The organism is Rufibacter immobilis (assembly GCF_003721565.1).
In the GTDB taxonomy this organism is placed as follows: Bacteria; Bacteroidota; Bacteroidia; order Cytophagales; family Hymenobacteraceae; genus Nibribacter; species Nibribacter immobilis.
Window position 1 is genome coordinate 820,932 of record NZ_RJJE01000009.1, and the last position, 14,111, is coordinate 835,042.

At 48.1% G+C, this 14,111-nt stretch carries 10 protein-coding genes; 8 read left to right on the forward strand and 2 right to left on the reverse strand.

Going from position 1 to position 14,111, the window contains the following annotated elements; translation table 11 throughout:
• Positions 1-4: 4 nt before the first annotated feature.
• Positions 5-223 carry an NmrA family NAD(P)-binding protein gene (locus EFA69_RS10565; RefSeq protein ID WP_123133043.1) on the reverse strand — a complete coding sequence of 73 codons (219 nt, stop codon included), beginning with the start codon at positions 221-223 and terminating at the stop codon, positions 5-7.
• A 248-nt stretch (positions 224-471) separates the two neighbouring features.
• On the opposite strand from EFA69_RS10565, the gene EFA69_RS10570 reads away from it, so the two are divergent.
• Positions 472-2,727: an AAA family ATPase gene (locus tag EFA69_RS10570; RefSeq protein ID WP_123133044.1), complete on the forward strand. Its 2,256-nt coding sequence runs from the start codon at positions 472-474 to the stop codon at positions 2,725-2,727.
• An 81-nt stretch (positions 2,728-2,808) separates the two neighbouring features.
• Here the strand turns inward: EFA69_RS10570 and EFA69_RS10575 are convergent, their stop codons facing one another.
• On the reverse strand, positions 2,809-5,034 hold the full coding sequence (locus EFA69_RS10575; RefSeq protein ID WP_123133045.1) for an NADP-dependent isocitrate dehydrogenase: 2,226 nt from the start codon (positions 5,032-5,034) through the stop codon (positions 2,809-2,811).
• Between the two features lie 664 nt (positions 5,035-5,698).
• Between EFA69_RS10575 and EFA69_RS10580 the strand changes: the two genes are divergently transcribed.
• The 7 genes from EFA69_RS10580 to clpB all read left to right on the forward strand — a co-directional run bounded on the left by EFA69_RS10580 (position 5,699) and on the right by clpB (position 13,971).
• A complete protein-coding gene (locus EFA69_RS10580; protein WP_123133046.1) occupies positions 5,699-7,510 on the forward strand; it encodes a T9SS type A sorting domain-containing protein in 1,812 nt (603 codons plus the stop codon).
• Positions 7,511-7,636: 126 nt separating this feature from the next.
• On the forward strand, positions 7,637-8,329 hold the full coding sequence (locus tag EFA69_RS10585) for a hypothetical protein (RefSeq protein ID WP_123133047.1): 693 nt from the start codon (positions 7,637-7,639) through the stop codon (positions 8,327-8,329).
• Positions 8,330-8,467: 138 nt separating this feature from the next.
• Positions 8,468-9,142, forward strand: coding sequence for a deoxyribonuclease V (gene nfi, locus EFA69_RS10590; protein WP_123133048.1), 675 nt, complete (start codon positions 8,468-8,470; stop codon positions 9,140-9,142).
• A gap of 172 nt (positions 9,143-9,314) precedes the next feature.
• A complete protein-coding gene (locus EFA69_RS20285; protein WP_183906748.1) occupies positions 9,315-9,506 on the forward strand; it encodes a hypothetical protein in 192 nt (63 codons plus the stop codon).
• Complete coding sequence (locus EFA69_RS10595; RefSeq protein ID WP_183906749.1) at positions 9,503-10,300, forward strand: prohibitin family protein; 798 nt, start codon at positions 9,503-9,505, stop codon at positions 10,298-10,300. The genes EFA69_RS20285 and EFA69_RS10595 overlap by 4 nt, the downstream gene beginning before the upstream one ends.
• A 104-nt stretch (positions 10,301-10,404) precedes the next feature.
• Positions 10,405-10,953, forward strand: coding sequence for a hypothetical protein (locus tag EFA69_RS10600; RefSeq protein ID WP_123133050.1), 549 nt, complete (start codon positions 10,405-10,407; stop codon positions 10,951-10,953).
• Between the two features lie 399 nt (positions 10,954-11,352).
• Positions 11,353-13,971: an ATP-dependent chaperone ClpB gene (gene clpB / locus EFA69_RS10605; protein WP_123133051.1), complete on the forward strand. Its 2,619-nt coding sequence runs from the start codon at positions 11,353-11,355 to the stop codon at positions 13,969-13,971.
• The last annotated feature ends 140 nt before the right edge of the window (positions 13,972-14,111 follow it).

Here is a 14,111-nt window from a genome sequence, read left to right on the forward strand (position 1 = left end):
GCACTCACCACACGCCCCACCCCAACAAGGCCTGGGTCAAGGCCGGTGCGTTTTGAAAATCCACCTCCACCACCTCGGCGCCCAGAGCTAGCAAGGCAGAACGTTTGCCCGCCTCGGTTCCCACCCGCACCAAGGCCCGCACGTGCGGGCATCTTTTGCGCAACTCTTCGGCAATAAGGCCTCCTAAGTGGCCGGTGGCTCCTGCGAGGATAATGGTTGGGATGTTGGTGAGGTGGAAATGGGATTGAGCATAGTTAGGGTTAGGTTTTCAGACTAACCGATTACATAAGATAAATGTTGGCATAAGTCTGTACCTACTATTAAAATTCATTCATTTATATCTAAAAATTATATATATTACTTTCGAATATTTATCGAACAATGTCCTTCATGGGTTCAGATAATAAAACTGAGCTTTAGTTTATTAATTTTTTTTGTTTTCTCAATTCTATAAAAAAATTAAAATAAAACATGATTGAATCTTTACAGATCAAAAAAATAGCTTCTTACTGTGATGAAGGCGTGACCATTTCTAACCTTCGAAAAATCAATTTCATTTATGGTGCCAATGGTTGTGGAAAGACCACATTAACTAATTTCTTAAATAACCCTAGTGAATTAAAATTCAAGGATAGTTCGGTTCATTGGAAAGGCTCTATGCCAATGAAAACATTAGTATATAACAAAGAATTTAAAGAGCGAAACTTTGGAAAAGGCAGTATTGATGGCGTCTTCACTTTAGGGCAAGCAACCAAGGAGGATATTGAAGCAATATCTAAAATGCAAATAGAGCTTTCTGAGATAAAAGCAAAAGGATATACAAGAAAAGAAAATCTGGCTAAATTGACAGATTTAAAGCAAACCGCAGAAAATGAATTTAAAGATTTAGTTTGGTTTGATATATATAAAAAATATGAAGTTCACTTTAAAGAGGCCTTTAAAGGTGTAATGCAAAAAGAACTATTCAAAGAAAGGTTAATTAGAGAGTATAAAGAGAACAAGTCAGGACTTAAAACAGTTGAAGACCTTAAGAAAATAGCAGATACCGTTTTTGGAGAAGCACCTGAAATGCTTCCATTGATTTCATCTATAAGCTTTAATAGAATAACTGAGTTAGAAGAAGAGCCGATTTGGAACAAAAAAATAATTGGAAAATCAGATATAGAAATAGGAAATTTAATTCAAAAATTAAATTTAAACGACTGGGTTAACGAAGGCAGAGAATATATCCAAAACAATGAAACCTGTCCCTTTTGCCAGCAAAATACAATTACCGATAATTTCAAGCTTCAACTTGAGGAATACTTTGATGAAAAGTTTGCAGAGGAAAGTGAAAGAATAAAGACTCTTTCACAGGAGTATTTACTCTTAGTGCAGAATTTTGAAAATTCAACTCAAAGAATTGAATCTACAGAAAAGGGCAACTCTAAAACCAAATTGGACACAGATACCTTTGCATCCTTGTGTAAAACTATAACTAGTCAGTTTACAACAAACAAAGAATTATTATTAAAGAAAATTAAAGAACCTAGTAGAGGCATTGAATTATTGTCTACAAAATTACAAGCAGAGATAATAAGTTCTTTTATCTTAGAAGCCAATAAAAAAATTAATGAACATAATTTGATTTCAAAAAATATAGGGGCTGTAAAAACTGAACTTATAAGTGATATTTGGAAGTTCTTAGTTGAAGAGTGTAAATCAATAATTGAACTACATATCAAAAAGATTAATGGTCTTAATATTAGCATTGAGAAGACAAAGGAACAAAAGGATGCTCTATTAGTGGAGTATAAAGCGCTAGATGACAAAATTAAGGAAGCAAATAAAAATGTAACAAGCGTTCAAGCTTCTGTAGATGAAATTAACAGGGTCTTAAAATCTTATGGTTTTACAAATTTTAGAATTGAACCATCAAAAACAGAAAAAAGCCAATACTTATGCTTAAGGGAGGATGATACTATTGCTGAATCAACTTTATCTGAAGGAGAGGTGACTTTCATTACTTTTCTATATTATTTGCAATTATGCAAAGGAAGCAATAGTGAATCAGATGTTTCCGAAGAAAGAGTTTTAGTTGTTGATGACCCAATTTCAAGTTTAGATAGCAATGTGTTATTTATAGTGAGCTCGCTGCTAAAACAAATAATTAAAAATATTAAGAATGGAGTTGGAAGTATAAAGCAGCTTATACTTTTAACTCACAACATATATTTTCATAAAGAAGTGTCTTTTATAGATGGAAGGACATCACAAAACGTAGATACATATTTTTGGATTTTGAGAAAAAACAACAATACTTCTACAATCCAAGCATTTGAAATGAAGAACCCTATAAGCAATTCATATGAGTTATTATGGCAAGAGTTAAAGGAGAAGGCGCTCTTGTCTGGAATATCAATTCAAAACACAATGAGAAGGATTATTGAGAATTATTTTAAAATTCTTGGTAAATATGGTGATGATGATTTAATAAATTCTTTTGATAATCCTCAAGACCAAGAAGTTTGCAGATCTTTAATTTGTTGGATTAACGATGGCTCGCATAGTATACCTGATGATTTGTTTATTGAACATCAAGAAGCTGTTGTAGAGAGGTATTATAAAGTATTTAAAGAAATATTTGAAAATATGAATCACTTATCTCACTACGAAATGATGATGGGGAAAGTGAAAGGGGAACCAAATATCGATGTTAAGGCTTTACAACCAGCATCTGTGAACTAGTATCTTCATTTTGAACTAACAAAAATGCCGCTTGAGATTTCTCCCAAGCGGCATTTCCTTTTCTAAAAACTTACCTTCCTCCTAGAACCGGTCAATAAACGCATTCAATGTAGCACTTGGCCGCATCGCCTCTGCTACTTTAGAGAAGTCTGGGTGGAAGTAACCGCCCATATCAACCGGCTTGCCTTGCTCGGCAATTTGCTCTTGTACAATCTTTTCCTCGTTTTCGGTTAAGTTTTTGGCCAGGTCAGAGAAACGGGCTTTCAGTTCCTCGTTCTTGGTTTGCTCGGCCAGGGCCTGAGCCCAGTAAAGCGCCAGGTAGAAGTGGCTGCCTCGGTTGTCAATGCCGCCAACTTTACGGGCCGGAGATTTGTCTTTCTCCAGGAACTCGGCGTTGGCTTGGTTCAGGGCTTCAGCGAGCACGGCCGCTTTATCGTTCTTGGTTTTGTAGGCCAGGTCTTCCAGAGAAACAGCCAGGGCCAGGAACTCGCCCAGAGAATCCCAACGCAGGTAGTTTTCTTCCTGGAACTGCTGCACGTGCTTAGGCGCAGATCCACCGGCACCGGTTTCAAACAATCCACCGCCATCTAACAGAGGAACAATAGAAAGCATCTTAGCGCTGGTACCTAACTCCAGAATCGGGAAAAGGTCGGTGAGGTAGTCACGCAGCACGTTACCAGTTACGGAGATGGTGTCTTTCCCGGCTTTGGCACGCTCACAAGAATAGCGCATGGCTTCTACCGGAGACATGATTTTCACCTCAAGGCCGTTGGTGTCGTGGTCTTGTAGGTAACGCTCTACTTTCTTAATCAGGTTGGCGTCATGCGCGCGCTGCGGGTCTAACCAGAAGATGGCCGGGGCACCGGTAATGCGGGCACGGGTCACGGCCAGCTTCACCCAGTCCTGAATAGGCAGGTCTTTGGTCTGGCACATCCGGAAGATATCGCCTTCCTCTACTTTCTGCTCCATAAGGGCATTGCCGTTAGCGTCTACCACGCGCACGGTACCAGCCTCAGTCATCTGGAAGGTTTTGTCATGCGAGCCGTATTCTTCGGCTTTCTGGGCCATTAAGCCAATGTTAGGCACGGTACCCATGGTTTTTGGGTCAAAGGCGCCATTCTCTTTGCAGAAATTGATGACCTCTTTGTAGATGCCCGCGTAAGAGCGGTCCGGAATCATAAACTTAGTGTCATGTGGCTTGCCATCGGCACCCCACATCTTGCCAGACGTTCTAATAGCGGCCGGCATAGACGCGTCAATGATCACATCATTGGGGAAGTGCAGGTTGGTGATGCCTTTGTCAGAATCGACCATGGCCAGGGCCGGTCCGTTCTCAATAGCCGCTTTCAAATCAGCTTCAATGGCCTCGCGCTTATCAGCCGACAGTTTCTGGATTTTGTTGTACACATCGCCCAGACCGTTGTTCGCGTCCACACCGGCTTCTTTCAGAGAATCGGCGTGTTTCTCAAATACGTCTTTGAAGAACACCGTCACGGCATGGCCGAACATGATAGGGTCAGACACCTTCATCATGGTGGCTTTCAGGTGCAGAGACAACAGAATGCCAGACGCTTTGGCCTCCGCAATCTCCTTCTCAAAGAACGCGCGTAACGCCTTCTTGCTCATCACTGAGGAGTCAATCACCTCGCCCGCTTTAAGGCCGATGTTCTCTTTCAGAGTTTTGGCAGAGCCGTTCGCGCCTACAAACTCAATCTTCACGCTGGTAGCACTGTCTACCACCACAGATTGCTCGGTGCCGTAGAAATCGCCGCCGTCCATGTGGGCTACGTGTGATTTGGAGTCAGAAGACCACGCACCCATGGAGTGCGGGTTCTTGCGGGCGTACTGCTTCACGGCATCAGCCACGCGGCGGTCTGAGTTTCCTTCGCGCAGCACCGGGTTTACGGCGCTACCCAATACTTTGCCGTAGCGGGCTTTGATCTCCTGCTCGGCGTCATTCTGCGGCGTAGCCGGATAATCTGGAATGTTATAGCCTTGCCCCTGCAATTCTTTGATCGCTTGGGTCAACTGCGGAACCGAGGCGGAGATGTTAGGCAATTTGATGATGTTGGCCTCTGGGGTTTTGGCCAGTTCGCCTAGCTCGGCCAAGTCATCGGCTTGTTTCTGTTCAGCGGTAAGGTTCTCTGGGAAGGTAGCCAGAATACGGCCCGCCAACGAGATGTCTCTGGTTTCTACTTCAATACCGGCGGCTTTGGTAAACGCCTTTACAATAGGTAAGAATGATTGCGTGGCCAAAGCCGGCGCCTCATCTGTGATGGTATAGATGATCTTAGTGGTGTTTGACATTTCTTTCGTTTAAAGTTAAGGAATACTGCCAGGAGCGTTTCTTATACGAAACAGGCCCTAACCTTGCCTACGCTTCACAGCTAGTAAGGCTAGCAAATATAAGCGTCTTTTTAATATGGGCTACCCCCAGCGCAAGACACAAGCCTCTTCCAGCCGAAGTCTGTCTCGCACCACCGCTTGTATCTAAGTCTTTTTTACCACCCCAGACGCTGTTTTACCTTACAAAGTCATTGGCTGCATGCAGTATACCTGCCAATACCTTTCGCTTTTTCTCCCGCGCCTAAACATATACAATTACTAATATTCCGTTAATTCTGTTCCATAAGCGCTTCTCTCCCTCCAGCCTCATCACAGACACCGCATAGGTATACTTTTACATTATAAAAATATTTTATATGATTTTTCTTTACATACATAGGCTTAAAGTAAGTCTTATGCTATTTCTTTATTAAACTATTTATATAATAAATAGGACTACATTAATTCGTCTGAGCAAAATATCTTTAGCACTTTCTTGCAGAAAAGTTTAATTAAATATAATTTAGAGTCAAAATAAAACACTACCCCCACGGACTTTTATAACTGATTAAATAAATTATAGGACTAAAACCCCTATCACCACTCTTTACCTGTTCTTCTTACCCTTTATTAATTGTTTATCTGTATGAAGTTAATCTTACCACTGCTCATTGTAGGCGTAGTAGCCTTGTTACAAGGGGAGGCATACGCCCAAAGAACCACCCTCTACCATGAAAACTTCTCCGGAACAGTTTCCAATGTCAGCTACAACACCGGTACCCACTCCTGGCAAACCAGCGCCAACCACCTCATGTCTACCGTTTCTTACGGACAGGCTTCTCTGGGCAGCTATGTCAAAACAGGAACTGCGCCAGGTTCTTACATACTGGAATTGGTAGAATTTTCTACCGCTGGTTATGAAGGCATCAACGTGAACTGGGGCGCTAAAAGAACGGGAGAGCCCACCATTAAACTGGAGTACAGCTTTAACAACGGCCAATTTGTGGAAGTAACCGGCTGGGCAGACGTAGGCTATGCCTGGTCTAAAGTAAATGCTGGCAATGGCATTTCCTTACCGGCTTGCTATAACAAAGGCAAAGTGAAACTCCGGTGGACATATATGGGCACAGGCTCCTCCTTCTATGAGCTGGACGACATCACCATTACAGGCATCCCGCACGGAGGACCTGACGTTCCTACCGCCACCTCCACCTTCAGTTGGAAATCAAGACCCGCCACTGAAATGCCCTTGACCTACGCTAAATACGGCACTACAACTTTCTATGAAAAGGACGAGGTGAAGATGCAATGGGACAGAGAGGTACACGGCCAGGTAAACACGGTACTTACCAGAGCCCTCTACCCTGTTAAAGACATGACTACCCCGGCGCTTGCCCTGGAGCAAAGATTTGCCACTACCTCAGATAGCTATACCAAAACTAAACTTTACTTCACCAACCGGTCAGTGAGTGGATTGTCCTTCACCATTTATGATGTAGACAGAACTGGTAATTCCGGCGGCTCAACCCTACAGCAGTTTGTAGATGTGGTTGAAGTAGTGGCGTACAGAAACGGCAGCACTACTCCTATTTATCCTAAGAAACAACATGCTCAAGTAACCCGCTACCATAACTATGTTGCGGGTGGCGGCGGCCACCAGTTCAAAAGCAAAGACCTTTCCAACGGAGGCAAGAACATAGATTTAAGTTCTAACGAAGGAGACGTAACGGTTACCTTCCATGAGCCCGTAGACCGGGTAGAAATCCTTTATTTCAATGATGCGTTCGCCACGTCAGACATTGTGAGCTACCAAAGCATCTATATCTCTGACTTATCATGGCGTTCTGTTTCTCTACCTACCCCCAAGGTAGACAACACTACCCCTAGCACCCCGGGCGGAAACGGAGACCCTACTCCGCTCCCAGTTACGCTAGTGGGCTTTACCGCAAAAAAATCTCCTGCAGGAATAAAACTGGAGTGGTCTACCGCCGCAGAGATAAACAATGATCGTTTTGTAGTGGAGCGCAGCACCAACGGCAAAACATTTGCCGCCATTGGCGAGGTGAAGGGCAACGGCAACAGCTCCGTTCTGCAACACTACGCCTTCACTGACCCATCTCCCAAGGCAGGCATCAACTATTACCGCCTCACCCAGTATGACCATGACGGCAAATTCGAAACCTCGGCAATGGTGCACCTCGCATATACGGGCACTTCATCAATGGCCTTGTCTGCGTTTCCTAATCCGGTACCCGCAAATTCTGATCTCACCATCAAAGCAGAAGCGCCCACCCCTACAGAGCAGACCCTTTATATCCTGAACGCCGCGGGCAAACTGGTGAAACAGGTTACCTTACCTAAAGAGGCACTCTCTGTACAGGTGCCGGTGCAGGATTTACCTTCGGGCCTTTACCTGGTAAGGTCAGGCAGTACCACCAGTAAATTCTACAAACAGTAACCCCAACCCAAGGTATTCCCCTGAACAGGACAAGCATACGTGAACGGATGCCGCTCTTGGGAGCAGGCATCCGTTCTGCGTTTAGAGGCTTAGACAAAGCTCCTGCCAATAGCGTATACTCCTCCCATGAAGACCGTCCTGCTTGTTTCCAGTTTTCTTCTCTGCCTGCTGGCTGGTTGCCAGTCTAATTCGTCTAAGCCAGAAACCCGACAAAGGGTCCAGGCCACTTCTAAAGAGCAACAAAGGCAACTAGCCGTACTGGAGAAAGACACCCTTAATGCCGTGCAGGAGGAAAACGTACGCAAGCCTGGCCTTGCCCTCACCTTTGAAACAGTTTTCCAGAGATTCAAAGACGCTGTTGAGAACCAGGACACCGCTACTTTCCAGACCTATGTAGATCCTGCGCTTGGCCTTTACCTCATAGATGCGCCGGGGGCAGTGCCGCAGTTCACCCACGTGGCCCACATTAACCAGTACCGGCGCCCCGTTCAGCAGAAACCCTTCTTCAGCATTAGAGAAACGTTCCGAGACTGCGCCTTACAAGAAGTTACCGCACTACCCAAGGTCACCTGCGCGGGAGATGCTGATGCCTATGCCCAACGCGGCTGCTTTGTAGCAGACGCCACCTCCTTCCGGAAAAGTGAAGCTTACCTGCACGCCAACTTATCCTCAACGGAGCGAGACAAGATTGCCCGAACGCTGCCTTTGGTGACCAAAACAGTACTGCATACCACCTCTGGTTTTAAGTTTCATTTTGGGCAGGTGAACGGGCAATGGCGGATATTGTTCATTGACCTCATGGTTCCCTGCAACGCCTAAGCCACCTGCGCCACATCCAGAACCTAATTCAGCCGTAAGAGCAGGAATAGTTTTGCGTTTAGGGGCTCTTTTTGGAAAAACAGCCCCTAAACGGGAACCCACTCAAGACTCAGAACCCAAGACTCACAACTATCTCAAATGGCCTGGCCTTCCCACCTTCCACCCCCAGATCCGCAGTTAGTGCGCACGCTCACAGAGCAGCAAGAGAAACTGCGCCAACAGGTAGTACTGCAGAAACCCACGTTTGACCTGAAGCTGCTGGCCGGCTGTGACTCTTCGTTCATGGGCGAGCATATTCTCTCAGTGTTTGTGGTGCTCAAGTACCCAGAGCTGGAGCTGGTGGAGAAGGTGTGGCATTACGGGCCGGTGGAGATGCCGTACATACCGGGTTTCCTGGCTTTCCGCGAAGCGCCCAACCTGGTGCAGGCTTACCAGAAACTGGAACACACCCCAGACCTGATCATGGTAGACGGGCACGGCATTGCGCACCCGCGCCGCCTGGGCATTGCCAGCCAACTGGGGGTACTGCTGAACAAACCCACCATGGGCGTGGCCAAGAAAGTATTGACCGGCAAGCACGAAGAACCCGCTCCCGTCAAAGGCAGCATCACTCCGCTTCTGCACCGGCAGGAACATATTGGCAACGTGATCAGGACCAAAGACAAAGTGAAACCCGTGTTCGTCTCGCCGGGCCACCTGATGGATCTGGAAACCGCCACCCGCATCGCCCTGGGCACCGCCGTCAAACACAAGCTCCCGGAGCCCACCCGCCTCGCCGATCATTACGCCGAGGTGTTCAAGAAAGAAGTGTAACATCCCTTAGAATCTCTCCCTCAACCTGCAAAGCCACTGACGGCGTTTAGGGGCTCTTTTTGGGAAAAGAGCCCCTAAACGCACGGCCGCCCTATCCAACTCCAGAAGCAGTGCGCTTGTAATCTACTTAGAATGCGTATCTTGAGCGGTAAACTTGAGGAACTGCTCCCGCATGAAACCCCGGCACCTGCTTCTGCTACTGCTCCTGCTACCGGTAGATTTTCTTTCCTACACCCAAATCACGGAGTTGCTGCGCCAGCCTTCAGACAGTTCTGTGGCTTTCGGGGTGTTTTTCCTCATTGTGTTGCTGGCTGGCAACTTTATCATTATCAGATTTCTATTATCCAAATTAAAACGCCCATGACCCGCCGAGTCCTTACCAGTATTGTCTCCACTATTCTCTTCCTTATTTTGTGCATTGTCGCCACCCAGTCCTGCACCCGGGTAGACGCCGGACATGAGGGTATTTTAGTTAAGCTCTACGGTACAGACAAAGGCGTGCAGGATGTCTCACTGGTAACGGGTCGGGTGTGGTTTAACCCGCTCACCGAGGAAGTGTACGAATTCCCTACCTTCATCCAGACCAAAGATTATGAGGCCTTCACGGTAAATGCCAAAGACGGCTCGGTGTTCACGGTAGACCCCACCATTTCTTTCCACGTTAAAGCGGGGGCCTCGCCGCAGATCTTCAAAAAGTACCGCAAGAACATTGAGGAAATCTCCCAGACCACCCTGCTCAACTATGTGAAAGACGCCTTCCGGATCAGGTTAAACCAATACAGCACTGAGGAGATCATCTCCAAACGCCAACAGTTTGAAGCCGAGGTACAGTCTACCCTGGATTCTGCCTTGCAGAAAGATGGCTTTAAGCTGGAACAGATGACCAGCGGTCTTTCCTACCCCGAGGAGATTGTGCGGGCCGTGAACCTGAAAAACCGGGCCGTGCAACAGGCCATGCAGGTAGAAAACGAACTAAAAGTAGCCGAAGCCCAGGCCCGCAAAAAAATTGTGGAAGCCCAGGCCGAAGCCGAGGCCAACCGCCTACGCCAGCAAACCCTTACGCCGCTGCTCATTCAGCAACAGTTCATAGAAAAATGGAACGGGTCTACCCCGCTGTACGGCAACTCACCGGTATTTTTCAAAAGCCTGGAGAAGTAGCGGTTGCCATTTGCTTAACCCAAACCATCGGCCTTACGTCTTTAACGTGAGGCCGATGGCATATATAGCCATTGGTTCATTTGAAGCATCTGCCTTATATACCTATGGAAGCGATTCGAAGATTTTCCTGTGACTCAGAAGAAGAACTCTGGCGCCAGGTTGCCATTGACATTACCCGCGACAAAAACCTCACCAGCTACTCGGCCCAATTGAGCCTGGCCGGCACCGACATCTTCCTGGATCTGGACATTGACCTGGGCGGCGGTTTTGAGAGCGGCTCCTCCGCTACCACGTTCATGGCCCCTTTGCCCACTCCGGTAGAGTTACGCTTTGCCCTGCACGAGCAGGATTGGATGAGTGAGATTGGCAAATTCTTCGGGATGGAAGATGTGCGCTTAGGCTGGCCCGAACTAGATGACGCGTTCATCATAAAAACCAATCACCCTGAAGCCTTAAAAGCGTTGATGGCAGACGAAAACCTCCGGCAGGTTCTTTTGCAACATCCCAATTGCGAATTCACCCTCAGCGTAGACAGCGACGAGCCCGATGCCACCCCTTACCTTACTTTCTCCAAAGACGAAGCCATTCTGGACATGACCAAACTACAGGAAGTATACCACATGCTGTTCACGTTGCTGCAGCGGCTGGGATAGAAACTGCGAGAGCTGTGTCTGCGGAGCAATCGGTATGGGGAGGACACCCACCCCTGCCCCTCCGAGGAGGGGAGTATCGGGAATGCGTAGTCTAGAAAATTAAGAAAAGGTAGCTTCTGCCAATAAACACCCACCACCGACAGCGCCTCTCGCAGCAATTCCCCTCCTTGGAGGGGTAGGGGTGGGTTATCATGCATACATTAAAGTTTATCAAGCGGTAAAATGGGCCTTTGCCTTTATCTGGTCCGGTCAATTTCAGCCATTATGTCTTTCTTTTTCTTTACAGTATCGCTCTAGCTCTGCCATATTTTCCGAAAAACAGCCTCTAAACGCCTAGGCACCTCCTTTGCTAGTAGCATCGTAGAAAACACAGAAACTACGGAAAGACGATATAGAGCTATGAACTTTAACAATTATACCATCAAAAGCCAGGAGGCCGTGCAGAAGGCAACCGAGATTGCCGGCGGCAACCAGCAGCAGGCCATCGAGACGGGGCACTTGCTGAAGGGAATCCTGCAGACCGACGAGAACGTGACCGGTTTCTACCTGAAGAAACTGGGCGTGAACGTAAACCAATTCAACACCCGCCTGGACGAGATTGTGAACGCTTACCCCAAAGTGAGCGGCGGCAGTCCTTATCTGGCCAACGAAGCCGCAGCGGCCTTGCAGAAAGCCAACTCTTACCTGAAAGAGTTCGGGGATGAGTACGTGGCCATTGAGCACTTATTGCTGGGCTTGCTGGCCGGCCGTGACAAAACCGCTACGCTCTTGAAAGACAGCGGCATCTCTGAGAAAGGCTTAAAAGCGGCCATCAAAGAACTCCGCGGTGACTCCAAAGTAACCGACCAGAACGCCGAGGCCAAATACAATTCCCTCAAGCGCTATGCTATTGACCTGAACGAGCAGGCACGCTTAGGCAAAATTGACCCGGTGATTGGCCGTGACGAAGAAATCCGCAGGGTGTTGCAGATTCTGAGCCGTCGTACCAAAAACAACCCAATTCTGTTGGGGGAACCGGGTGTGGGGAAAACTGCCATCGTGGAAGGTTTGGCCCAGCGCATTGTGTCTGGCGACGTGCCCGAAAACCTCAAGTCCAAAACCATCATGAGCTTAGATATGGGTCTGCTGGTGGCCGGAGCCAAATACAAAGGTGAGTTTGAGGAGCGTCTGAAAGCCGTGATCAAAGAAGTGGTAGACTCTGAAGGAGAAATTGTGCTCTTCATTGACGAGATACACACCCTGATTGGAGCCGGTGCCGGCGGCGACAGCGCCATGGACGCCGCTAACTTGCTCAAACCTGCCTTGGCCCGCGGGGAATTACATGCCATTGGTGCGACCACCCTCAAAGAATACCAGAAGTACTTTGAGAAAGACAAAGCCATGGAGCGCCGCTTCCAGTCGGTAACGGTAGATGAACCGAGCATTCCGGATGCCATTTCCATCCTGCGCGGTATCAAAGAGAAATACGAGCTGCACCACGGGGTACGCATCAAAGACGACGCCATCATTGCGGCCGTAGAGCTCTCCAGCCGCTACATCACCGATCGGTTTTTGCCTGACAAAGCCATTGACCTGGTAGACGAGGCCGCTTCCAAGCTGCGTATTGAGATTGACTCTCTGCCCGTGGAACTGGACGAGGTACAGCGTAAAATCATGCAGTTGGAGATTGAGCGCGAAGCCATCCGCCGCGAGAACGACAAAGAGAAAGAGAACCTGCTTTCCAAAGAAATTGCCGATTTAAGCGAAACCCGTGACGCCTTGCGCGCCAAGTGGCAGAGCGAGAAACAGGTCATTGAAGGTATTCAGAAGCAGAAAGAAGCCATTGAGCAGTACAAACTGGAAGCCGAGCAGGCTGAGCGCGCCGGTGATTATGGCAGAGTAGCTGAGCTGCGTTACGGTAAAATCCAGGAAGCCGAAGCGAAGCTGAAAGAACTGCAGCAGCAAGTGCAGGAGCAGCAAGATGGTGACCACATGTTGCAGGAGGAAGTTACTTCCGAGGACATCGCCGAGGTGGTAGCCAAGTGGACGGGCGTGCCGGTGAACAAAATGCTGCAAAGCGACCGCGAGAAACTGCTGCACCTGGAAGAAGAGCTGGGCCGCCGCGTAGCTGGTCAGGAAGAAGCCATTGCCGCTATTTCTGATGCCGTGCGCCGCAGCCGGGCCGGGTTGCAAGACCCTAAACGCCCCATCGGCTCCTTCATATTCCTGGGAACCACCGGGGTGGGTAAAACCGAGCTCGCCAAAGCCCTGGCCGACTTCCTGTTCAACGATGAGAACGCCATGGTGCGCATTGACATGAGTGAGTACCAGGAGCGCCACGCCGTGAGCCGTCTGGTGGGAGCGCCTCCAGGATACGTGGGGTACGATGAAGGTGGTCAGTTGACTGAAGCTGTTCGCCGGAAGCCGTACTCGGTGATTCTGCTGGACGAGATTGAGAAAGCGCACCCAGACGTATTCAACATCCTGTTGCAGGTGCTGGATGATGGTCGATTGACTGATAACAAAGGCCGGGTGGCCAACTTCAAGAACACCATCATCATCATGACGTCTAACATTGGGGCGCACATCATTCAGGAGAACTTCCAGCATCTGGATGAACTGAATCCTGAGCCCACCATTGACCGGACTCGTGACGAGGTGTTTGAGGTGCTGAAGAAAACCTTGCGGCCTGAGTTCCTCAACAGGATAGATGAACTGATTATGTTCCGTCCGTTGAGCTCAAGAGAGATCCGGAAGATTGTGGACATCCAGTTCCGTCACATCCAGGAACGCCTGGAAGAAAGCGGCATCCGTCTGGAAGCCACCGACGAGGTACTGGACTTCCTGGGCCAGGAAGGCTACGATCCGCAGTTCGGGGCCCGTCCGTTGAAACGTGTGCTGCAACGCCGCGTCTTGAACGAGCTGTCTAAAGCCATCCTGGCCGGTGACATTAGAAAAGACGCCGTGGTAGAAGCCGTGCTGGAAGATGGAAACATCCGGTTCGTGAACGTAGACATAGATTTACCAATTGACAGATAACCCGTTGTTTTAAATTGAAGTGAGGGCGTCGGAGATTTTCTCCGGCGCCTTTTTTTGTACCCATACGCACCCAGCACAGACAAGATTTGGCCGTTTGCGTTTAGGGGCTGTTTTTGGAAAAACGGGCGCTAAACGCAAAC

Coding starts and splice junctions, on each gene's coding strand:
- EFA69_RS10570 (WP_123133044.1), top strand. CDS start 472: ATGATTGAATCTTTACAGATCAAAAAAATAGCTTCTTACTGTGATGAA.
- EFA69_RS10575 (WP_123133045.1), bottom strand. CDS start 5,034: ATGTCAAACACCACTAAGATCATCTATACCATCACAGATGAGGCGCCG.
- EFA69_RS10580 (WP_123133046.1), top strand. CDS start 5,699: ATGAAGTTAATCTTACCACTGCTCATTGTAGGCGTAGTAGCCTTGTTA.
- EFA69_RS10585 (WP_123133047.1), top strand. CDS start 7,637: ATGAAGACCGTCCTGCTTGTTTCCAGTTTTCTTCTCTGCCTGCTGGCT.
- nfi (WP_123133048.1), top strand. CDS start 8,468: ATGGCCTGGCCTTCCCACCTTCCACCCCCAGATCCGCAGTTAGTGCGC.
- EFA69_RS20285 (WP_183906748.1), top strand. CDS start 9,315: ATGAAACCCCGGCACCTGCTTCTGCTACTGCTCCTGCTACCGGTAGAT.
- EFA69_RS10595 (WP_183906749.1), top strand. CDS start 9,503: ATGACCCGCCGAGTCCTTACCAGTATTGTCTCCACTATTCTCTTCCTT.
- EFA69_RS10600 (WP_123133050.1), top strand. CDS start 10,405: ATGGAAGCGATTCGAAGATTTTCCTGTGACTCAGAAGAAGAACTCTGG.
- clpB (WP_123133051.1), top strand. CDS start 11,353: ATGAACTTTAACAATTATACCATCAAAAGCCAGGAGGCCGTGCAGAAG.